Here is a 22397-nt window from a genome sequence, read left to right as displayed (position 1 = left end):
CCCTTCGGTCGGAATGACACGTTAGATTTACGCAAATTTACGCCCTTCCCAACTTGCACTCCGCTATGAAAGGTTTCCTACCCCGCACGCTACACCCCGGCCTGCAAATCCTGCTGCTGCTGGCCTTTATGGTGGCGGGGGCCTGCGTGGGCTATGCCATCATCTTCGCCTGGGCGCAGTGGGGCTTTGGCCTGTCGATACCCGAAATGCAGCGGGCCGTGCTGAACCCCACCGCCTACCCACAGGGCTGGAGCCTGCTGATGATGATGCAGGGCGTGCTCCTGTTCTGTGCGTTGGCGGGTGGGGCGGTGGCGCTGGCCTCGGCGTTGGGCTACGGCTGGGCCGAGTATTTCAGCCCGCGTCGGCTGGGGGCGGCGTGGTGGCTGCTGGTGGTGGCGGTGCTGATTATTGTGACACTGCCGTTCATGTCCACCATCATTGCCTGGAACGCGGGGGCGCATTTCCCGGCCAGTATGCACGGGTTTGAGGTGTGGGCGCGAGCCAGTGAGGATAAGGCCGCCGTGCTCACCAAGTTTCTCACGAAATTTAATTCGTTCGAGCGGTTTTGGGTGGGCGTGCTGGTGATTGGGCTGGTGCCGGCCGTGGCCGAGGAACTGGTGTTTCGGGGCGTGATTCAGCGCAACCTGGTGCGCTGGTTTTCGCCGCACGTGGGCGTGTGGCTGGGCGCGGCCATTTTTTCGGCCATTCACTTTCAGTTTTTCGGGTTCGTGCCGCGCTTCGTGCTGGGGCTGGTGCTGGGGTACCTGTACCTCTGGAGCGGCAATATCCTGGTGAGCATGGCCGCGCACTTCACCCAAAATGCCTTCCAGCTGTTCATCCTCTACCTGGCCCAGCGCGGCCAGTTCGGCTGGGGCTTCGACCCCGACTCGACCGATGCCCTGCCCTGGGCGCTGGTAATTCCTTCGGCGCTGCTCTCAGCCGGCCTGCTCTACGTGCTGCACCGGCACTTCACGGCCCCGGCCGCGCCCACCGCCATGCTCACCCTCAGCAGCGAGGGCGTAGCCGTGCGCGGTAAAGACGCATAACTGCGTCTCGGCGTTAGCTCCGCTGACCTTTAGGTTGAACGGCTTGCGTTGAACGTCCGTAACGGCACCTTTATAAATACCAATCCCAACGACGAGACGCAATTATGCGTCTCTACATCCCTTCCTACTTTGCCCGACTCTACGCCTCAGACCATTCCTGCCGCCACTCCCGAAACTACCGCTGCGCCCGCCGGCCCCAGCAACCTGCGCCTGCGCGTCATCTGGGGCGTCATCGGAGCCGTGCTGCTGCTGGGCAGCGTCTGGTTCAGCCCCTTCACGTTCGGGCTGTTCTTCGCCGCCGTGCAGGCCATCATGCTCTGGGAGTTCTACCGCATGATGCGGGCGGGCGGCTACGCGCCGGCTACGTGGATTGGGGTGGGGGTGAGTTTAGCGCTGTTTGGGAGCGTTTTATTCGGTACTTACTACCTGATGGGCGACAGCATCATTTCGCTGGCCAAAACGGACGGTTCACCCGAAGGAAATAAACTCGCGGAACACATCACGGCATCCTTTTGGCAGTCGCAAACCTGGCTGACATTGTTCGCCATTCCAGGCGCGCTGCTCACCGCAACAACGGTGATTCTGCTGATTCGCGAAATGTTTCTTTGGCCCAAGTACAGTCAACCTTTCGCAAACATGGGCGCCGCCATTACCGGGTTGCTCTATATCAGTGTGCCAATGACGGCACTTATTGTCCTTGCCTTCAAACCAGGGGGCTACGACTACCGCCGCGTCTTCGCCCTGCTCTTCCTCATCTGGGCTTCCGATATCGGCGCGTACGCCGTGGGCCGGGCCATTGGCAAGCACAAGCTGGCTCCCCAAATCTCGCCCGGCAAAACCTGGGAAGGCTGGGCCGGCGGCTTCGCCATGACCCTGCTGGTGGGCTGGGCCATCGGCTACATGCTGCCCGACATGCCCCTCATGCACCGTCTCGTGGCGGCCGGCGTGGTGGCCGTGTTCGCGCCTCTTGGCGATTTGGCCGAGTCCATGCTCAAGCGCAGCGTGGGGGTGAAGGACTCGGGCAGCATTATGCCCGGCCACGGCGGCCTGCTCGATAGGTTTGACGCGTTTCTGCTGGTGCTGCCGGTGCTGGCGCTGCTGCAGCTGCTGGCGGGGTAGCCGCCTGTCATTGCGAGTGGAGCGCAGCGCAACGCGGCAATCCGTCCTCTGAATGCGACCAACCCTGAGATGTGACAAACGCTCTTTTAACAGAAAGCCCCGACACTGCAAAGTATCGGGGCTTTCTGTTAAAAGAGCGTTTCTGGTTATGACAGGACAGATTGCCGCGTTGCGCTGCGCTCCACTCGCAATGACAGGCGGTTAATGTTTTCCCAAACGTTTGGGAAGCTTTGCCTGCGTCATCTTGCCAAAAGCAATACCTTTGCGGCGCGAAACCGTACTCATATTCCCACCCAACCACACTCCTAAACCCCCTTCCCGAATGGCAGCTCACACTGTGTACAAGGAGCCGGCTCCGATAATGGACCGCGAAAACCCGCTCGAATCCATGATGTCGCGTTTCAACATCGCGGCCGAAATCCTCGGCCTCGACGACGAAACCTACAACGTGCTCAAAGCCCCCGATAAGCAGGTCATCGTGAACCTGCCCGTGACGATGGACGACGGCAAGCTGCGCGTATTCGAAGGCTACCGCGTGATTCACAACACCATCCTCGGCCCGAGCAAAGGCGGCATCCGCTACGACAAGCACGTGCACATCGACGAGGTGAAAGCCCTCGCAGCCTGGATGACCTGGAAGTGCGCCGTGGTTGATATCCCCTACGGCGGTGCCAAGGGCGGCATCATCTGCGACCCCACCACCATGAGCCCCGGCGAGCTCGAGCGCCTCACCCGCGCCTACACGCTGGCCCTGAAAGACGTGTTTGGCCCCGACCGTGACATTCCGGCCCCCGACATGGGCACCGGCCCCCGCGAAATGGCCTGGCTGATGGACGAATTCTCGAAGACGGTAGGCGCCACTTCGCCCGCCGTGGTCACCGGCAAGCCCCTGGTAATGGGCGGCTCGCTGGGCCGCACCGAGGCCACCGGCCGCGGCGTAATGGTGTCGACCCTGGCCGCGCTGAAAAAGCTGAACCTGAAGCCGACCGACGTATCGGCCGCCGTGCAGGGCTTCGGCAACGTAGGCTCCTGGGCCGCCAAGCTGCTCTTCGATAAAGGCTTGAAAATTAAAGCCGTGAGCGACATTTCGGGCGCTTACTGGAACGCCGATGGCATCAACATCGACGAAGCCATTGCCTACAAAAATGCCCACAACGGCCGCCTCGAAGGCTTCACCGGCGCCACCACTATGGACGCCGACGACCTGCTGACCTCCGACGTGGACGTGCTGGTGCCCGCCGCCGTGGAAGACGTCATCACCGAGCACAACGCCCGCGACATTAAGGCCAAGCTCATCGTGGAGGGTGCCAACGGTCCCACGTCGGCCTCGGCCGACCCGATTATCAACGAGAAGGGCATCCTCGTGGTGCCGGATATTCTGGCCAACTCGGGCGGCGTGACCGTGTCGTACTTCGAGTGGGTACAGAACCGCCAGGGCTTCAAGTGGACCGAGGAAATGGTGACCGAGCGCGCCGACCGCATCATGAACGACGCCTTCGAGAAGGTGTACCAGACCAGCCAGAAATATAAAATTCCGATGCGCATCGCCGCCTACGTGGTGAGCATCGACAAAGTAGCCCAGACGTATAAGTTCCGCGGCGGCTTCTAATCAAATAGTTAGCTAGATTTTGCGAAGAACGCAGATTTATTCGGCGTTCTTCCGTACTTGCTTGCTGGAAAGGCACGGGCCGCTCGGTTCGTGCCTTTCTGATTTCTGTACCGACCTTTGCCCGGATATTCCGTTTACACCGTTTACCTCATCAGTCGGCCCGGTTCTGCGCGGCTGAGTAGCTTTTTCATCTGAAACCGAATTCCTGAACCGAAGGACGGCGCAAGCCACGCCGGGGCGTTCGTTTCAAGCCGTGCTATATGAAGATTCACAAAGAAGGACGACGCATTCTGTTCGTTACGCTGCTGATTTTGCTGGCGCTCAATTTGCTCATGTTTCAGTTCAATCGGGGCCAGGATTTGGTGAACCGGCTCTTTGCCGGGGCCACGGTCATCATCTTTCTGCTGATTCTTCAGTTTTTCCGGAGCCCGTTCCGGCACCTGTTTACCCACGAAGACCTGCTGCTGGCTCCGGCCGATGGCAAGGTGGTGGTGATTGAAAACGTATTCGAGCCTGAATATTTTGAAGATGAGCGCAAGCAAATCAGCATCTTCATGTCGCCCATCAACGTGCACGTTACGCGCAACCCCATTTCGGGCCTGGTGAAGTACTTTAAGTACCATCCCGGTAACTACCTGGTGGCCTGGCACCCCAAAAGCAGCACCCAGAACGAGCGCACCACCGTGGTGGTGGAGTCCGATGCCGGCCCGCTGGTGCTTTTCCGGCAGATTGCCGGGGCCATGGCCCGCCGCATTGTGTGGTACGTGAACGAGGGCGACGAAGTGAGCCAGGGCGAGGAGTTTGGCTTCATTAAGTTCGGCTCGCGCGTCGATGTATTCGTGCCAGTTGACACCGAAGTGAAAGTGGAGCTGGGCCAGAAGGTGAAAGGTGGCGAAACGGTAATTTGCCAGCTGAAGGTCTGACCACGGATTCATCCGGATTTTTCGGATTGCACGGATTTTGTGAACGTCACTTACGGCAAACGCTTTAAGTAAAAAAGGCCACCTCGCGGTGGCCTTTTTGTTGTTTAGTTGGTTCGTCTACGAAATCCGTGCAATCCGAAAAATCCGGATGAATCCGTGGTTCAGAACCATTGTGCGGCCAGCGTCATCAGCTGCTCCAGTGCCGCCTGGTCGTCGTGGTCGAAGTCGTTGAGCTGGTCGCTGTCTACATCGAGCACGGCCACGACTTGGCCGTTTTTGAGGATGGGCACCACGATTTCTGATTTCGAATCGGAGCTGCAGGCGATGTGGCCGGGGAAGGCCTCCACGTCGGGTACGAGGATGGTTGTGGCTTGTGCCCAGCTGGCCCCGCACACGCCCTTGCTATGGCGAATGCGCGTGCAAGCAATCGGGCCCTGGAACGGGCCAAGAACCAGCTCATCGCCTTTCACCAGGTAGAAGCCGACCCAGAAAAAGCCGAATGCCTGGCGTAGTGCGGCAGCCGTGTTGGCCAGGTTGGCGGTGAGGTCGGGCTCGCCGGTGGTGAGGGCTTCGATTTGGGGCAGCAGCTGCCGGTATTGCTCGGCTTTGGTGAGCGTGGTGTCGAGGGCGAGGGTTTCGGCCATGGTATTTTCAGTTATTAATTGCTTGCAGAGTCCGGTCACCCTGAGCGCAGCGAAGGACTTTATCACGTTCTCACTTTTGAATTTGCTGCTAACCATGCAGCGGTAATATGGTCCTTCGCAAGCTAAGGATGACCGGCGTGAAATAGAAAAACTTACTGGTTCACGTACCAGAACAGCTCATCGGTCCCAACGTTTTCGACGCTGCGCAGGCCGCCGTGGCCCAGGCGTGGGGCGGCAATGCCCTGGCCCAGCTTCATGGGCGAGCGAAAGACCCGAATTTCGTCCCATATGCCGGCGTTTATCAGCGCGTTGAGCACCGTGGGGCCACCTTCCACCAGCACCGATTGGATTTGGCGCTCGTAGAGGTCGGCCATCACCTGGGGCATGAGGTCGTCGGCCTCGGACAGGTGCACGAGGTCGAGGTTGGCCTTGTGGTAGGGCTGGCGGTAGGTGTATATAAGGGTGGGCTGCGAGCCGTCGAGCAAATGATGGGTGGGCGGCAGGCTCAGGTTTTTGTCGATGACAAGGCGGGTGGGCTGGGCACCGGGCCAGTCGCGGGCGCTCAGGCGAGGGTTGTCGTGCAGGGCCGTGCGCGTGCCCACCAAGATGCCCTGCTCCTCGGTGCGCCACTTGTGCGTGAGCAGCCCCGCCTGCGGGCAGCTGATTTGCACCGGCTGAAAGTAGCGGCCGGCCAGAAAACCATCGGCCGTTTCGGCCCATTTCAGCACCAGATAAGGGCGTTTTTTCTCGTGAAAAGTGAAAAAACGCCGGTTCAGCCAGCGGCCTTCCTCGCCCAGCAGGCCGGTTTCGACGTGCACGCCGGCGGCACGCAGCTTCTCGATGCCGCGGCCCGCTACCAGTGGAAAGGGGTCCTCGTTGCAAATCACCACCTCGGGCACGCCTTTGGCGATAAGCAAATCGGCACAGGGCGGGGTTTTGCCGTGGTGGGCGCAGGGCTCCAGCGTCACGTAGACGCGGCTTTTCTTCAACATTTCCTGGTCTTCTACGGCGGCCAGAGCGTTTACTTCGGCATGGGGGCCACCGTATTGCTGGTGCCAGCCTTCGCCGATGATGCGGCCTTCGTGCGTGACCACGCAGCCGACCAGGGGATTGGGCCGGGCGTGGCCGGTGCCAAGCAGTGCCAAATCGAGGGCGCGGCGCATGAACAGGGCATCATCGTTTTCCATGGGCGCGAAGGTAAGCGCCGGGCCGCCGCTGGGGCGCGGCGCTACCTTTGCCGCAATGAACGTTCGCCAATTCACCGACTCAATTACCACGGCGCTACAAGCCATCTATGCCCAGCCCGAAGCGCAGGCCATCGCGGCTCTGGTGGCGGAGCACCTGTTGCAAATGGATGCCCTAAAGCGCATGATGGACGCCCAAAAGCCTGTTGCTGAAGGCGCAGAAGCGGCGCTGGAGCTGCTATTGGCGCGCCTGCTGGCCCACGAGCCGGTGCAGTACGTGCTAGGCACTGCCCACTTTGCCGAAATGGAGCTGGAAGTGACGCCCGCCACCCTCATTCCGCGCCCCGAAACCGAAGAGTTGGTGTATCTCATCAAGCAGGAGCAGGCCAGCCGGGTGGGCTTGCGCGTGCTCGACGTGGGCACGGGCTCGGGCTGCCTGGCGCTGGCGCTGGCCCGCCTGCTGCCCGCTGCCGAGGTGCTGGCCGTAGATATTTCGGCCGAAGCGCTGAGCGTGGCCCAGCGCAATGCGGCCCGCTATGCGCCGCAGGTGACATTCGAGCAGCTTGATATTCTGACTAGCTTACCCCAGGGAATTGCCTCCGGCTCGCTGGATGTGCTGGTGAGCAACCCGCCCTACGTGCGCGAAAGCGAGCGGCCCGGAATGCGTGACAACGTGCTGGCCTGGGAGCCCGGCACCGCGCTGTTCGTGCCCGATGCGGACCCGCTGCTATTCTACCGCCGGCTGGCCGAAGTGGGGCGGGTACTGCTACGCGCCGGCGGAAGCATTTACCTGGAAATCAATGAAGCCCTGGGGGCTGAAACGGCTTCCTTACTCACGCCGGAGGACTTTGAGGACGTGCGCGTGCTGCCCGATATGTTCGGCAAGGCGCGGGTAGTGCGCGGCATCCGGCGGTAAGGTTGGGAATAATTCCGAGACCCTTCTTGTCAGATGGCCAAAAGAAAAGCCCTGGCTCATAAGCCAGGGCTTTTCTTTTGGCGTGATGTTATGTTCGGGGCGGTCTTACTTCTGCACCTCAATCCGAAGCGAACGAGCTTGGGTGCCATTCTCTACGCGCACCAGGTAGAGGCCTTTCACCATATCGGGGCGGTCAATGGCGAAGTCGCGCTGCTCACCAAGTTCCATGCGGCCATTGTAGAGCTGACTGACGAGGTGGCCCTGCATATCAAATAAGTTTACCTGTACTGGGCCGGTCGAGGCTGCCTGCACGTGCACCTGAAACTGGCCATCGGTGGTGGGGTTAGGCAAAGCCTGCACCACCATGTCGGCGGCAGAAGCCGCAACCTTAGCCGCGGCAGGTGAGAAGTTTGTGCGGCATTCTCCGTAGCTGTCTCCATGAGCCAGGTGAGAAGGCACATCCACTTCTCCTATGCAAATTTGCTGGCCGTTGTGGCACAGGTTAACCTTGTTGTTTTTGTTGCCGCACCGGGCATCTATTACGGTCACTGTAGCCCGGGCGATGCTCGTGCCACAGCCATCCTGCACGACGAGCACTACGGGGTAAGTACCCGCCGCGGTGAAGGCAAGTGAGCTTGCAGGCGTACCATTAATGTACGAAGCTTTTGCGTAAAGCCGTTTGGCTACGCCACAAGGGTCGATGCCGAAAGTAGCATTTACAGCCGGAATGGCAGCGCTATTTTGGCCAAGCAGGTACGAGCCTACAACGTCCACACTGTTAGCAGCATCGCAGGAACCAAGGGCATAGCCAGTAGTCGGTAGCCCAAAATTCTCATCGAGCCCAGGGATTGGCAGTCCGTAGCTGGCAAAATCGATGGAAGTAAACGTCGTGCCAGCAGGGGCCGTCATGGAGAGCGTATAATACTCATAGGCGGCACCGTAAACCGAGCCGGCAACGGGCCCATCTTTCAGTATCTGATAGGATGGTGCGCCGCAAGTGACCGAACTGCCATTATTGAGTTGTTGAGCGTTTACTACTGCCACAGGCTGGGCCGGAGTAATGACTGCAGTCAGGTCTTTTGCAACAGCCGAAACAGATGGGACAACCGGCGTTTGAGCGAACACAGAGGTGACCGTGCTCACGGCAATTCCGATTAGTAAAAGGGTGTTGACGTAATAGTGTCGCATAGCAGTAAAAGTTGAGAGGTTAGGAGTGTGAGGCCTCAATCAATAGGCCCCGTGTTTTAGAAGGTTCAAAAATATGTCAATTTTTTATTAAAAAATTGTCTTAATTGTACCGTATTAGAAGATTTATATAAAATAAATTATTTGATTTGTTACTATAGCAATGGCATACGAATGATTATTCAATTATTTGATTTTATGTGCTTGCCAGTCAGTGCAGTGGTGTGGGCCTGGGAATTTATGGTCTTAAATAAAATCATTAAAAAATGCAAATATTTCCCATTTATTATGTCTGAATGAATACAAAAAGGCCGACCTGATATTTCAGGTCGGCCTTTAGATAGGATGAGCAGAACCGGTATTATAGGTTCTGCAGCACGAAATTCGTCATCTGGCGATAAAGGTGCAGGCGGGTGTTGCCGCCCGAGATGCCGTGGTTGCGGTTAGGGTAGTACAGCGTCTGGTAGTCCTTATTGGCCTTGATGAGGGCATCTACGAAGGCGATGGAGTTCTGGAAGTGCACGTTGTCGTCGCCGGTGCCGTGCACCAGCAGGAACTTGCCGCGCAGGTTCTGGGCAAACTGCACGGGCGAGTTGTCGTCGTAGCCGCCGGGGTTTTCCTGGGGTGTTTTCAGATAGCGCTCCGTGTACACGGTGTCGTAGTAGCGCCAGTTCGTGACCGGGGCCACGGCGATGCCCATCTTGAAGAGGTCGGCGTTTTTGGTCATGGCCAGCGAGGTCATGTAGCCGCCGTAGCTCCAACCCCAGATGCCGATGCGCGATTTGTCCACGTAAGGCAGCGTGGCCAGGTACTTCGCGCCCTCGCCCTGGTCGATGGTTTCGAGCTTGCCCAGGTTGGCGTACGTTGCCTTGCGGAAGGCCGAGCCCCGGCCCGAGGTGCCCCGGTTTTCTACCGAAACCACGATGTAGCCCTTCTCGGCCAGCATCTGGTGCCAGAGGTAGTTGGTGAGGGCCGTGCCGCCGCCAGTGTTGTCGAGCACCGTCTGGGTGCTGCTGGTGCCGAAGCTGGGGCCGCCGTACACGTGCATCAGCACGGGATATTTCTTGGCGGGGTCGAAGTTGCTGGGCTTAATCATCCAGGCGTTCAGCTCCACACCTTCGCTGGTTTTGAAGGTCAGGAATTCGAGCTTGCCGAGGTCGTACTGCGTCAGGGTTTGCTTGAGCTTGGCGTTGTCTTCTAGTGTTTTCACCAGCTTGCCGGTGCTGCCCTCACGCAGGCTGCTCACCGTGGGCACACCCGCCGAGGAGTGCACGTTCAGGAAGTACTTCGTGTCGGGGCTTATGTTCACCACGTCGGTGCCCGGGCCGGCTTCGCTGATGCGCTGCTTGCCCTTGCCGCTCAGGTTCACGCGGTAGAGGTGGCGCTGCAGGGCCGAGCCTTCGGTGCTGGTGTAGTACACGTAGCCGGTTTGGGGGTCGAAGCCGTTGATGGCCGAGATTTCCCAGTTGCCCTTCGTGAGCTGCCGCACCGGCTTGCCGTCCATGTCGTGCAGGTAGAGGTGCTGGTAGCCGTCCTTCTCGCTGGTGAACAGGAATTGCTTGCCGCCTTCGAGGTAGTTCAAATCGTCGTTGATTTCGACGTAGGCAGGGTTAGTGTCCGTGAGCACCACTTTGGTTTTGCCGGTGGTCACGTCGCCGTGCAGGATTTCGAGTTTGTTCTGCAAGCGGTTCAGACGCTGGATGCTCACCGTGTTGGGTACGCGCGTCCACATCAGGCGCGGGATGTACTGGTCGGCCACCGGCCCCAGGTCCATCCGGGTGGTTTTGCCGCTGGCCACGTCGTAGCTGCTCACGCTCACCACCGAGTTTTTCTCGCCGGCCTTGGGATATTTGAAACGGTATTCCTTGGGATAAAGCCCGCCCCATTCCTGCATGTCGTACTCGGGCACCTGGCTTTCATCGAAGGTATAGAAGGCAATCTGCCGGCTATCCGGCGACCAGAAAAAGCCCTGCGCAAAGCCAAATTCCTCTTCGTACACCCAGTCGGCTGAGCCGTTGATGATATTGTTTTTTACACCGTTGGTCGTCACGGCGGTTTCCTGCATCGTGGCCAGGTCGGTCACGAATACGTTGTTGTCGCGGATGAAGGCCACGCGCTGCCCATCGGGTGAGAAGGTGGCGTAGCCCTGCTTGCCGCCGGCGCTCAGCGGCGTCAGCTTCTTGCTGCCGCGGTCGAACACGTAGTAGCTGGCGCGGGCGCTGCGGCGGTAGATGGGCTCGGTGCCCGTGGTAAACAGGATTTTCTGCTCGTTGGCGTTGAAGGAGTAGCCGTCCACGTTGAGCGGTGCGCCGGCCAGCTGCAATTCGGCGGCCGCTACCAAGGTTTGCACAGCTTTGCCGGTGGTCACCTCGTACTGCACCAAGCTGCCGTTTTCCAGGGCCGAGTAGTAGCGGCCGTCATTCATCCAGTTGAAGCCCGGCACCGAGGCCGAGCGGAACGTGGGCTTGGCCCAGATGTCTTCTAAGGTGAGGGGCAGCTTCTGCTGAGCGTGGGCGAGGGTAGGAGCGAGGCCCGGCACCAGGGCCGGACCATTGGCGGCCAGCAGGGCCGCCAGCGCGAAAAAGCGTAAGCGCATAGGCGATAAAAACAAAATCGAAATAAGGTCGGCAACGGAACGTTAAAGGTAGTAGGAGCCGGCCGCAAGGTTGCGGGGCCCGGCTCCCGTTACCTTTGCATTATGCGTTTTCGATTCCTGCTGCTTTGCCTGCCCGTGCTGCTGGCCGCCTGCTCCAAAACGGCCCGGCCGGTTCAACTCGACTTTGTTGGTATTTCCGCGCTGACTTCCAGCAACAAAACGGTGCAGCCGAACGATACACTCACGACTCGGGTGTACGCCGTGGGCAACGACAATGCGCTCAAGCGCCTGACCATCAAGGTCACTTACGAGCCTGGTATTACGCCCATCATCTACCCGGTGCCCCTGTCTTCATACGACCCCGCCAAAAACGCGCCGGATAAGAAGGAAATCATCTACCTCGATTCGCTGATTGAGCCCCGGGCCGGCAATGCCAACGGCCACGCCATCAGCGAAACGCTGTTTGTCAATCAGTTTGCGGCGCGGGCCACCTCCGGCGCTGAGCTGTGGCAGTACACGGCCACCGACGTAGCCGGAGCCTCGGCTAGCCGCGCCTACCGCCTCACGGCCCGCAAAGCCGATTCGGCGGTGGTATTGCACAGCTTCACCGCGGTGATGCGGCCGGTGCCGCGCCGGGCCGTAGTAGCCCGGGGCGTGCGCGACCGCAGCCGGGTGTTCCTCAACCTGCAATACGGCCTGCTGTTGCCCAAGTACGCGGTGCTGAACCAGGAGCGCTCCGTGGAGGCCAACCAAGACTTGGTGGACCTGATTTGCGTGGCCGGCGGCACGGGAAATACCGTTGGGCTGGTGGCACCCGCCAATATCGATACGGCGGTGTGCCGACTACCCGCCATCTGGACCAAGCGGCACGTTACCGGCCTGCACGCTACCGCGCTGAACAGTGACCAGTTTATGGCAGCCGCGGCGGCTGATTTTCAGGCGGGCTATACCACCAATAAGGACTTTGGCACCAACGCCTTCTATACCGGCCCGCTGAAAAAAGGCCAGGTGCTGTCCTTCAAAATTACCGACGGTACTACGGACCGCTACGGCCTGCTGCTCGTTTCCGACCTCGTACTGGGTTCGGCTCCGGTGCTTACCTGCACCGTGCGCGTGCAGAAATAGCAGCCGTTATAAAATAGAAAAAAGGGCTGCCCCGGTATGGGGCAGCCCTTTTTATTCAGTATCTAGGCTTCGGCTAGAAGGTGATGCCTGCCGTGATATTGGTGGTGTAGCGGTTGCCGTTCACTTTGATGACGGGCTGCAAGCCGTTGTTGAGAGAATAGGGCGTGTAAAGCTGGTCGACGGTGGTGTACACCACTGCTGCGTCCAGGAAGAAATTGCCCTGGCGCAGGCCGGCCCCCGCCGTGTAGAAACTTTGCAACCGCTCGTTGTTGGTGTCGGCTTTGTACGGGTCGCCGTAGCGGGCGTAGCCCAGCCGCAGCCGGAATACGTCGAAGCGGCCCTCGGCCCCGAAACGCAGGTTAACCGTGTTTTTGTAGCGGGCCTGGATGTCGCTGTTTTCGGTGGCGAAAGAGTAATTATCGCCGTTGGCATTCTGCGAGTCGTTGTGCAGGCGTGCCTGTCCGTAGCCCACGTACTCGATATCGCCGGTCAGAAACCCGTGCTTGCCGAGCGTGTACGCCACCCCGCCATTGGCCCGGAACGGGGTGGTGATGGTATAGGCGTAGTCGTTAACGGGCAGCGACACCGAATAATCCCCAACCGGGAGGTCGCTGGGGACGCGGTCGGTGCCCTGCGCACTGTAGTTCGCCGTCAGAGTTTCGCTGTACGTGTCGGTCAGCTGCATAAACGTGGGCGTCTGCACCGAAGCTCCCACCCGCAGGTTGTCCAATGCACGGTAGATAAGCCCAACGCGGGCGTTAAATCCTTTGCCCGAGGTCTTGAGCTGACTATTGCTGGTCAGGCTGTTGAAGTGGGTGTTGGGGTCATTGTCGGCCTCGGTGAGCGTGCGCAGCTGGGTATAGTTGGAACTCACAATGCCGATGGCGCCGCCGATGTACAGCCGGTCGCGGTAGTTGGCCCCGTAGCCAATATCGAACTGCGAAATCGAGCCCGAAGTGGTCAGCGTTTCACCCTGGGTAAGGGCGTTGCCCTGCTTGCGCAGCACCACGGCCGAATCAGCTCCAGCACGGGAGCTGCGGATGTTGGCCAGATAAGCTCCGTAAGCCAGCCCCAGGTTGGAGGTGTACGTGCCGGAGCTGGCCTGCTTGTCCAGGTCGGCAAAGGCGGTGGCACCCCGGGCCGCATCGGCGGCGGGCTGCAGGCGCGAGAGGTACGACTGATTGTTGTTGATTGTGCCCTGATAGCTCGACGCCGAATTAAAGTCAGCCACCCGGCTGAAACCCAGAGCAAAAGCTCCGCCCCGCCAATCAGATGTCTGGTCATTGTCTGGGCGGCGGGTAGTGAATACCCCGCCCAGGCTGGCCACGTGCAGGCTGTTTTTCTCCGCGCTTTGCGAAGCAGTGGTGCCGCCGTCGATGCGGGCATCGCTCTGGCCGATGCCGATGCCGGGCGTGAAATGCACCTCTGATTTCTGATACATGCCCAGGCCGGCCGGGTTGCTGGTGAGGTTACCAAAATCGGCTCCTAGGGCTACGTTGGCCCCACCAATGCCCTGCGTCCGGGCCGGCCCTCCAAATTGCAGGCGGGAATAGCGCAGCGCATCGCTGGCATCTTGGGCAAAGGCGTGGCCTGCCTGCCCTGCTACGAGGGCCAGGCTAAGCCAGATTATCCGTTTTTTCATGGGTGGGGTGGAAGAAAAGGAGCCAGCCGAAGGGCCGGCTCACTTGGGAAATATTTTGCAGAAATACAGCTTAGCAGTTAGTCGCGGCCCCGGTGGCCGCCACCGCCCCCACCGCCGCCCCCGCCATAGGAAGGAGCCGATGGGGCAGAATATGAGGGCTGGCTATAGGTACGCTGCTGCGGCTGCTCGTAAGCACGCTGCTGAGGCTGCTCATAGGTGCGCTGCCGGGGCTGGTCGTAGGTGCGTTGTTGCTGCGACTGGTCATACGTGCGCTGGCGCGACTGCTCGGCCGCCTGACCGCCGCCGTTGTTGATTGGCTCGCCAAACACATTCTGAAAGAAACCCCCGCGCCGGCGCTGACCATCCTGCGGCGCAGCGGTTGGCTGCATCTGGCCGTTGCCCTGCGGCATGGCCTCCTCGGCGGTACGCATGCGGCCCCGGCTATTATCACCCGTAATCTGGCCCTGCTCCGGGCGAGCGCCTAAGGCGGGCTGCGTGTCCATGTTACGGTAGCGCGGCTTGTCATCCATGCTCCGGGGCTGGTTGTAGGAATCGTTGGCGCGCATGGGTTGAGTAGCCGGCGATGCCGAAACGGCTTCGCTACGGGTGCGCCCCACGGCATCGGCAGTGCTCACGGGCATCGATTCCGGGGTGTTCGACATAACTCGCTCGGTGCTGCGACCACGGCCGCCGCCATTTGCCGTGCCGGGAGTAGCAGTGCCGGGCACAGCGCCCGCGGTACCCGAAGAATACCGCCCGTCCGAAGCCCGGTCGTTGCGGTGGCCATAAGTCCGAACAGTACCTGGGCCGCTGTTAACACCATTGTTGTTGAAGCCGCCGCCGTTGTAAACGCTGCCGTAGTAGCCGCCCCGGCCATAATACCCGCCGTAGTAAGGGCTGCTGTAGTAATAAGGGTCATAGCCACCGTAACCGCCGTAGCCGAAGGGGCTATAGCCGTAACCATACGGGCTGTAGCCGTAGCCAAACGGACTGTACCCATAGTAGCCGCCGTAGCCACCATATCCAAACGAGCGGCCAAACCCTAAGCTGATACTCAGGCCCGAGCGGTAACCGTACCCGTAGCCATATCCGTAACCAAAGGGGCTGTAGAACGAGCTATAAAACGGGTCGTAGCCGCCGTAGGCATACGGCGAAAAGCCGCAGGCCCCACCGCCATAAGCGTAGCCGCCATAGTAGCCCAGGCTGGTGTAAGGGCTATAGGGCGAATATGAGCTCAGCCCCGGGCCGTAGTAGCTCGACGAGCCGTAGCCCGGCACACCCCGCATGTAGGTGTAGGTATTGTCGTAATACTGGTCGGAACCGGAGCTGTTCTGCCGGGCCGAGGACGAGCTGGTGGAGCCGCCGTTGTAGTCCGGATTGGCCTCCTCGTTATTGGCGGCCGGCGCTGGCGCGGTGCTGACCACGGCCGTGGTGCGGTCTTTGGAAGAATAATAGACCCCGTCGTCTTCCGACGAAGTGAGGGCCGAAGTACCCGCGCAGCCGCCCAGCGCAAACAGGGCCAAAGCGGGCAAACAAGCGGTGAGCAGGTTTTTCATGATGAAAAAAGGTAAGGATGGGAAGGCTTTCTGTAAAGTAACGGACTATACGGTGGAAGCAGGATGAAGCGGTTCGAAATCAGGGCTAAGCCAACGAAGAATATTGGAGGATAGGCTGCTCGCTGCCACTCCGCGTGCAAAGCGCTTCCGCAAGGAGGTCCGCACTTTAATAACGTAATTTGACCCCGAAACGGTGCCCCAAGGTCAATTCAAATCCTGTACCAAATCTGGGAACTTTTTCAATTACCCCTAAGATGCCTCCCATGAGTAAAAAGTTGCCTACCCGCCAGGAAGATTATTCGCTTTGGTACAATGAGTTAGTGAAGCGCGCCGGTCTGGCCGAAAACTCGGCCGTGCGCGGCTGCATGGTCATTAAACCCTACGGCTACGCCATTTGGGAAAAAATGCAGCGCCAGCTGGACGATATGTTCAAGCGTACCGGCCACGAAAACGCCTACTTCCCGCTCTTCGTACCCAAAAGCCTGTTCGAAGCCGAGGAAAAAAATGCCGAAGGCTTCGCCAAAGAGTGTGCCGTGGTGACACACTACCGCCTCCAGACCGACCCCGACAAGCCCGGCAAGCTGCGCGTGGACCCCAACGCCAAGCTGGAAGAAGAGCTGGTGGTGCGCCCCACCTCAGAGGCCATCATCTGGAATACTTACAAAAATTGGGTGCAGAGCTACCGCGACCTGCCGCTGCTCATCAACCAGTGGGCCAACGTGGTACGCTGGGAAATGCGCACCCGCCTGTTTCTGCGCACCGCCGAGTTCCTGTGGCAAGAGGGCCACACCGCCCACGCCACCGCCGAAGAAGCCGTGGCCGAAACGCGCCAGATGCTGGACGTGTACGCCGAGTTCGCCGAGGAGCACATGGCGCTGCCCGTGGTGAAAGGCGTGAAAACCCCCAACGAGCGTTTCGCCGGGGCCGAGGACACCTATTGCATTGAGGCGCTGATGCAGGATGGCAAGGCGCTGCAGGCTGGCACCAGCCACTTCCTGGGCCAGAATTTTGCCAAGGCATTTGATGTGCAGTTCTCAAATAAAGAAGGCGTGCGCGAGCACGTGTGGGGCACCAGCTGGGGCGTGAGCACGCGCCTGATGGGGGCCCTCATCATGGCCCACTCCGACGATGAGGGCCTGGTGCTGCCGCCCAAGCTGGCGCCTATCCAGGTAGTTATCGTGCCCATCTACAAAACCGGCGAGCTCGACGCGCTGCTGGAGCGCATCAAGCCCATTCAGATGGGTTTGATTGCCCGCGGCATTTCGGTGAAGCTGGACGCGCGCGATACCGAGCGCCCCGGCTTCAAGTTTGCCGAGTGGGAGCTGAAGGGCGTGCCCGTGCGCCTGGCCATCGGCGCGCGCGACCTCGACGCCGGCATGGTGGAAGTGGTGCGCCGCGACACCAAGGAGAAAATGAGCCTGCCCCTGGCTGACATCGTAGCCAGCGTAGACCAGCTGCTGACCGATATCCAAACCAATATTTACGAGCGCGCCAAGACCTTCCGCGCCGCCCACACCACCCGCGTGGACAGCTACGACGAGTTCAAGCGGATGCTGGACGAGGAACCTGGCTTCCTGCTGGCGCACTACGACGGCACCTCCGAAACCGAGGAGCGCATCAAGGAAGAAACCAAAGCCACCGTGCGCTGCCTGCCCCTGAACGAAGCCGACGAAGAAGGCGTCTGCATGGTGACGGGCAAGCCCAGCCCGCGCCGCGCCTACTTCGCCCGCGCCTACTAGGTTGGGTTAGTTGCTATTCCTGAGTTGTCATTCCGACGCAGGAGGAATCTGAGTGAGGTCGTTGAACAATGATTTTACTCAGATTCCTCCTGCGTCGGAATGACATTTTTTTGGTCCGGCTGTCGGCCTGAAGAGGATAATGTGCCTGCCCGCTAGTACCTTCGGAGAGAATTATCGTGCTTGATAGCCTCGATTTAGCCTTTTCGTAATCTTTCCATAACATTTACCGCATTACTATGAAACATGCCATACTAGCTGGCCTGCTGACGCTGGGCACCCTGGCCGCCAATGCCCAGACGGGCAAAATCCAGGTGCCAGCCCAGGCCATCACCCAACTCGAAGACCTGAAAGAACTCACTAAAGCGGAAGTGGCCAAGGTTGGCAAAGCCACCAAGGCCCACGCCGAAGTGCGCCCCGACCTCAACCGCTACCTCGTTATCTCGGCCGATGATTTCCTGCGCGTGACCAAGGAGCAGCCCACCAAGGAGGCCTACCTCAAGTGCCTCGACAACGGCCTGGCCCGGGTAGCCCCGCTCACCGAGACTGCCACCGACCGCCAGCAGGTGGCCGAATACTTCCAGGAACTCATGGAAATTGTGGGCTTGGAAAGCTCCGAAGGCCGCCTGGACTCCTTCGTGGGCGCGGCCGGCAAAGCGCGGCAATAGCAGCATTTTTAAGATAAAAAAGCCCCGACACAGTGCGTGCCGGGGCTTTTTTGCATTCCGGCGGTGCCGGGGCTATTTCTTGGTGATGGTGAACTCCACGCGGCGGTTTTTGGCGCGGGTTTCTTCCTGGTCGTTGCTGGCAATGGGCTTGGTGTCGCCGAAGCCTTCGGTGGTTACCCGCTCGGCCTTGATGCCGTGGCTGCCGAGGTATTTCTTTACCTCGTTCACGCGGTCCTGGCTCAGCTTGAGGTTCAAGGCGGGGTCACCTTGGTTGTCGGTGTGGCCCGAGAGTTTGATTTCCACCGTCGGATAATCCTTCATGATGCGGATGAGGCGCAGCAGCTCGGGGTAGGAGTTGGTGGTGAGGTAGTACTTGCTCTGCTGGAAGAAGATGTTGTTAAGCTTCACCGTCTGGCCCACGTTGAAGGGCACTAGGAACAAGTCCTGCTTCTGCTCGGAATATTTGTCCTTGGTCGTCACGTCGAGGTTGGCGTTTTCGGCGATGTAGCCTTTGGCCTCGGCGCGGTAGCCGTATTGCACGCCGCTGGGCAGCACAATGGTGTAGGAGCCGTCCACCGGGTCGGTTTCGGCCACACCGATTTCCTCGCCCGTGAGCAGGTTTTCGTAGTGAATGATGGCCCGGATGGGCTTGCCGGTGTTCACGTCCAGCACTTTGCCGGTCACCAGCGTCACCACTTCGGGCTGGAAGGCGGGAGCCAGCGAGATGCGGAAAATGTCTTTGGAGCCATTGGTGCCATTGCGCGACGATACCAGATAAGCATCCTGGCCGGCGGCCGAGATGGTGTAGTAGGCGTCAAAATCGGGCGAGTTCACCACCGGACCCAGGTTGCGGGGCGGGCTCCAGTTGGTCCAGGTATCGTCGAGGCGCTTGCTGTAAAAGATGTCCGACTTGCCGTAGCCGCCCCGGCCCTCGCTGGCGAAGTAGAGGGTTTTTTCGTCGGCGGCTAGGAAGGGGGCGAAGTCCGATTTGGCCGTATTCACGTTCGGGCCCAGGTTCTTGGGCTTGGTCCAGGTGTTGTTCATTTCGGGCACCGGGAAGCTCACGAAGAGGTCCTGCCCACCCATGCCGTCGGGGCGCTCCACAGCCATGAGCAGGGCCTTGCCCGAGGTGGCCAGGAAGAAGTCGACGTGCTCCTTATCGAGGTTCACGAACTCCTTGATAACCTGCGGCACCGGTTGCGTCCAGCCCATGCGGGTGTGTTTGGTGAGGCTGCACCCGAGCGGGTCCATGGTGCCGTCGCGGTTGTAGATGTTGATGAGAATGGCGTTCTGGCCGTTGGCCGATACCGAGGCGATGCCGTTGGGGTCGTCGGGGGTGTTCACGGGGCCGCCCACGTTTTTGGCCAGGCCCCAGGTTTTGTTTTTACCGCTCAGCAGGGCCGAGGCGAAAACGTCCTGCGGGTCGCGGCTGCCGCCCACGTTGTCGGGGTTGCTTTCGCGGGCGAAGTACAGCGTGCGGCCATTGGGCGAGATGACCGGGTGGGTTTCGACGTAGCGGGTGTTCACGTTCGGTCCCAGGTTCACCAGTGCCGAATCGAACTGCGTTGACTTCACGGCATCGGGGCCTTTTTCGCCGGTGAAGGCCTGCTTTACCATCGTCGACACCACGTCGGCGATGCCGATGGCGTCAATCTGGTTGATGCCTTCGACTTTGGCCGTATTCATGCGCACCACCACGCCCAGGGTGCGGTACTCGGCGGCCGGGAACTTCACTTCCAGCGTGCGGGAGGGCTCGGGCAAGGGGCCGGGGTTGTCGTTGGAATACACTTCGTGGTGCACGCCCTTGGTATCCACCAGCTCGACTTTGGTGATGGAGCCGGGGTTGAAGTTCTCGACAATGGTAACCTGCTGGGCCGCCACCGAGCGCGCAAACCGCACTTCAATAAACTCATTGGGCCCTTCCTTGCGCGGAATCCAGGCATCGTTGCTGATTTGGCCCAACGGCAGGGCATTGGGTACGCCCAGCACCTGCGAAGGGGAGAAGGGGTCTTTGCCTTCGGATTTCTGCGACGACACGGCCACCAGGCGGGCCGCCCATTGCACGTGCTGGGCCTGGGCCGCCGTAGCAGCCAGCAAGCCCAGCGCAACCGGCACGGTTGTCCGCAAGCGTTTCATAGGATAATTATTCATGGTAACGATAGTAGAAAAGGCGAAGTGGCAGGAGGGCCCCGGGCAAATTTACATCAGCGCGGCCGGGGACGGGCCAGCGTTTCGACAGCTAACCTAACGAAAAACTATTTTCGGGGCCAGGCCGCGCCGTGTATTACCTTCCCGCTTCGGCCCGCCGAGGCAATAAGTCGGGGGCCGGGCAAACGTGGTAATCCAGTGGTTTTCGGCGGGTAGGGCAACCGTAGCGCGGAGCGCGGCGGCAGGCTGGCGCGTGGCCGGACTGCTGGTGTTGCTGGCGCTACTGCCGCTGGCGGGGCGGGCGCAGGTATTGGTGGGCGCTACCGCATTTGGGCCGGTATTTCGCGGCCTGCGGCCGGCCGGGGCCGATACGGCGCTGCTGCTGGTGGCCCGGGCGCGGCGGGTGGGCGTAAGCACCTTCGTGCAGACCAGCGGCGCGCGGGGCTACCTGCGGCTGGGTGCGCGCCAGCAGCTGCGCTACCGCGTAGGCACCGACATGATTTACGACTCGCGGGGCACGCCGCCTTTCGTGCGGGAAGACTACGGGGCCGACGTGGCCGACGTATTTACCCTGGACGCGGCCAACCACTGGCAGCTGGGCCAGCAGCTCCACTACGACCAAAGCCGGGCCAATGCCACCCGCACCGGCCTGTGGCTGGGCCGCCTGGGCTACCAGCGCCGCCTGCGCGCCGGCTCCGGCACCGATACGCTGAGCCAAATGCGCCTCACGCTGCTGGGCGGCCTGGCCACCGACCGCCGCAACGGCCGCGAGGACGCGGGCTTCGCCCTGGGCTTTGATGCGGCGGCGCTGTACTTCCTCAATGGGCCTGCCGCCGCGCCGCTGGCGGTGCGCGTGCTGGGCACGCGCGCCCGCCTGGGGCCGCGCACCATGCAGCGGCTGGTGGCCGAGGCGGCCGGCGAGCAGGCCTTGCTGGAAGGTGCGCCGCTGGTGGTGCAGGGCCGCGTGGGCTACCGCACCAACCGCGCCGAAGACTACCTGCTGGGCTCGGTGCAGCGCATTCAGTCCGATACGGTGGCGGTGCAGGCGGGGGCTTCTTATCGGATTAATGAGTTTGCCACGTTGCGCTCAGACAACAGCTTGCTGTTGCCCAACCGGGCATTTCGGTACCGGCGGCTGGGCGAGCGGGCCGATACCTTGCAGGACGTGGGCTACCGCCAGCGCGAGCTGGACACCCGCCAGGAGCTGCGCTTTGCCCGGCCCAAGCTGCAGTCGTCCATCAGCTTCAATTACCGAGAGCGCACCCGGTCGTATTTCCTCGAAAACTCCCGCTTTCTGAGCGTGCCGCGTCTGGCCGCCGCGCTGGCCCGCGAGCAGGTGAAAGATATCAAAGAACAAACCATCCTGTGGCTGGGCAATCTGACCTGGCTGCCCAGTCCGCGCCACGCGCTGGCGATGCTGGGCACGGCCCAGCTGTTGCGCGTGGACGCGCCCAGCAAAGACAACCAGCAAACCCGCGACGAAGCCCAGCACCTGCTGCGCCTCACCTGGACGGGCCGCTGGGCCGGGGCCTTCCGCACCTCGCTGGGAGTGGCAGGCGAGTACCGCCAAACGGTTTTCATCCGGGCCAGCCAGAGCGCCGAGAACTATGTAGACCACCTGCTGCACTGGGAGCCGGGCTTCACCTGGGCACCTGGCAAGTGGAGCATCCGCTCGAACTACCACCTCTGGGTAAGCTATCAAGTGCGCGACCAAGCTGCCGAGCAGGCCCGCAACCGCGCCAGCCGCGTGCTGGAACAGTCCCAGAGCATCAGCTACCAGTTGCGGCCCCGCCTGCTGCTGCTGGCTGACTACCAGCGCCGCGAAAACCGCGTGGGCCAGCTCGACTGGACGCGCTTCCGCGAGAGCCCGCTCGATACCAGCGTGACGCACGACCTGTCCATCGGCGGGCGGCAGAGCTGGGTTGGCAAGCGCGGCAGCACCAGCCTGCGCCTGGGCTACCGCCTGCTGGAGCAGCGCAACTACGGCCGCGCCGCCCTGCAACTCGACAACCCCACCGGGCCGGCCTCGCAGCTGATTTACCTGCACGGCATCACGCGGCAGCAGGGGCCGGAGGTGGCAGTGGAGCGCCGCGCCACGGCCGGCTTCAGCCTCACGGCCAGCATCTGGCTGCAGTGGCTGCGCACGTACTCGGCCTACTCGCTGGGCAAAGGGGCCTTCTCGGGCAGCAGCTATACGGCTGCGGATTTGGCTCAGGAGACGCGCCGGGTGCTGCCGTATTTCGAGCTGGCGGCCGAGTGGCGGGTAGGGCGGCGGTAACGTTGCTTTGCACCTGCCCGTG

Annotated in this window: 16 protein-coding genes; 9 read left to right on the top strand and 7 right to left on the bottom strand. The window is 60.8% G+C overall.

Features of this window, described 5'->3' with window-relative positions; translation table 11 throughout:
• The first annotated feature begins 65 nt into the window (after nucleotides 1-65).
• The 4 genes from I7X13_RS16055 (at nucleotide 66) to I7X13_RS16040 (ending at nucleotide 4697) form a co-directional block, all read left to right on the top strand.
• Complete coding sequence (locus I7X13_RS16055) at nucleotides 66-1046, top strand: CPBP family intramembrane glutamic endopeptidase (protein ID WP_198076251.1); 981 nt, start codon at nucleotides 66-68, stop codon at nucleotides 1044-1046.
• A gap of 129 nt (nucleotides 1047-1175) precedes the next feature.
• Nucleotides 1176-2165: a phosphatidate cytidylyltransferase gene (locus tag I7X13_RS16050; RefSeq protein WP_198076250.1), complete on the top strand. Its 990-nt coding sequence runs from the start codon at nucleotides 1176-1178 to the stop codon at nucleotides 2163-2165.
• 322 nt (nucleotides 2166-2487) lie between these two features.
• On the top strand, nucleotides 2488-3774 hold the full coding sequence (locus I7X13_RS16045; RefSeq protein WP_198070014.1) for a Glu/Leu/Phe/Val family dehydrogenase: 1287 nt from the start codon (nucleotides 2488-2490) through the stop codon (nucleotides 3772-3774).
• A gap of 260 nt (nucleotides 3775-4034) precedes the next feature.
• The gene (locus I7X13_RS16040; protein ID WP_198070015.1) at nucleotides 4035-4697 is read left to right on the top strand and encodes a phosphatidylserine decarboxylase family protein; all 663 of its coding nucleotides are present in this window, start codon (nucleotides 4035-4037) and stop codon (nucleotides 4695-4697) included.
• A gap of 161 nt (nucleotides 4698-4858) precedes the next feature.
• Here the strand turns inward: I7X13_RS16040 and I7X13_RS16035 are convergent, their stop codons facing one another.
• The gene (locus I7X13_RS16035) at nucleotides 4859-5341 is read right to left on the bottom strand and encodes a GAF domain-containing protein (RefSeq protein WP_198076249.1); all 483 of its coding nucleotides are present in this window, start codon (nucleotides 5339-5341) and stop codon (nucleotides 4859-4861) included.
• 152 nt (nucleotides 5342-5493) lie between these two features.
• On the bottom strand, nucleotides 5494-6528 hold the full coding sequence (gene ribD / locus I7X13_RS16030) for a bifunctional diaminohydroxyphosphoribosylaminopyrimidine deaminase/5-amino-6-(5-phosphoribosylamino)uracil reductase RibD (RefSeq protein WP_198076248.1): 1035 nt from the start codon (nucleotides 6526-6528) through the stop codon (nucleotides 5494-5496).
• Between the two features lie 55 nt (nucleotides 6529-6583).
• Here ribD and prmC point away from each other — a divergent pair, with 55 nt between their 5' ends.
• Nucleotides 6584-7441 carry a peptide chain release factor N(5)-glutamine methyltransferase gene (prmC, locus tag I7X13_RS16025; protein ID WP_198076247.1) on the top strand — a complete coding sequence of 286 codons (858 nt, stop codon included), beginning with the start codon at nucleotides 6584-6586 and terminating at the stop codon, nucleotides 7439-7441.
• A 105-nt stretch (nucleotides 7442-7546) separates the two neighbouring features.
• Here prmC and I7X13_RS16020 read toward each other — a convergent pair whose 3' ends face one another.
• Together I7X13_RS16020 and I7X13_RS16015 are read right to left on the bottom strand one after the other, a co-directional pair.
• Entirely contained in the window at nucleotides 7547-8629 is a 1083-nt protein-coding gene (locus I7X13_RS16020) for a T9SS type A sorting domain-containing protein (protein ID WP_198076246.1), read from the bottom strand.
• 358 nt (nucleotides 8630-8987) lie between these two features.
• Complete coding sequence (locus I7X13_RS16015; RefSeq protein WP_198076245.1) at nucleotides 8988-11222, bottom strand: S9 family peptidase; 2235 nt, start codon at nucleotides 11220-11222, stop codon at nucleotides 8988-8990.
• Between the two features lie 102 nt (nucleotides 11223-11324).
• On the opposite strand from I7X13_RS16015, the gene I7X13_RS16010 reads away from it, so the two are divergent.
• A complete protein-coding gene (locus I7X13_RS16010) occupies nucleotides 11325-12347 on the top strand; it encodes a hypothetical protein (protein ID WP_198076244.1) in 1023 nt (340 codons plus the stop codon).
• A 73-nt stretch (nucleotides 12348-12420) separates the two neighbouring features.
• Here I7X13_RS16010 and I7X13_RS16005 read toward each other — a convergent pair whose 3' ends face one another.
• Entirely contained in the window at nucleotides 12421-13989 is a 1569-nt protein-coding gene (locus I7X13_RS16005; protein ID WP_198070022.1) for an OmpP1/FadL family transporter, read from the bottom strand.
• Between the two features lie 77 nt (nucleotides 13990-14066).
• Nucleotides 14067-15545 (bottom strand): hypothetical protein, encoded by a 1479-nt coding sequence (locus I7X13_RS16000; protein ID WP_198076243.1) that lies wholly within the window; start codon nucleotides 15543-15545, stop codon nucleotides 14067-14069.
• A gap of 263 nt (nucleotides 15546-15808) precedes the next feature.
• On the opposite strand from I7X13_RS16000, the gene proS reads away from it, so the two are divergent.
• Together proS and I7X13_RS15990 are read left to right on the top strand one after the other, a co-directional pair.
• Nucleotides 15809-17284, top strand: coding sequence for a proline--tRNA ligase (gene proS / locus I7X13_RS15995; protein WP_198076242.1), 1476 nt, complete (start codon nucleotides 15809-15811; stop codon nucleotides 17282-17284).
• 236 nt (nucleotides 17285-17520) lie between these two features.
• Nucleotides 17521-17949, top strand: coding sequence for a DUF4844 domain-containing protein (locus tag I7X13_RS15990; RefSeq protein ID WP_198076241.1), 429 nt, complete (start codon nucleotides 17521-17523; stop codon nucleotides 17947-17949).
• 72 nt (nucleotides 17950-18021) lie between these two features.
• On the opposite strand, the gene I7X13_RS15985 is transcribed toward I7X13_RS15990, so the two are convergent.
• Nucleotides 18022-20100, bottom strand: coding sequence for an OmpA family protein (locus tag I7X13_RS15985; protein WP_198076240.1), 2079 nt, complete (start codon nucleotides 20098-20100; stop codon nucleotides 18022-18024).
• A gap of 250 nt (nucleotides 20101-20350) precedes the next feature.
• Here I7X13_RS15985 and I7X13_RS15980 point away from each other — a divergent pair, with 250 nt between their 5' ends.
• Nucleotides 20351-22375 carry a hypothetical protein gene (locus I7X13_RS15980; RefSeq protein ID WP_198076239.1) on the top strand — a complete coding sequence of 675 codons (2025 nt, stop codon included), beginning with the start codon at nucleotides 20351-20353 and terminating at the stop codon, nucleotides 22373-22375.
• The last annotated feature ends 22 nt before the right edge of the window (nucleotides 22376-22397 follow it).

The organism is Hymenobacter negativus (assembly GCF_016056375.1).
Classification (GTDB): Bacteria; Bacteroidota; Bacteroidia; order Cytophagales; family Hymenobacteraceae; genus Hymenobacter; species Hymenobacter negativus_A.
The sequence above is the reverse complement of the archived record's forward strand: the minus strand, read 5'-3'. Positions and strand labels throughout refer to the sequence as shown.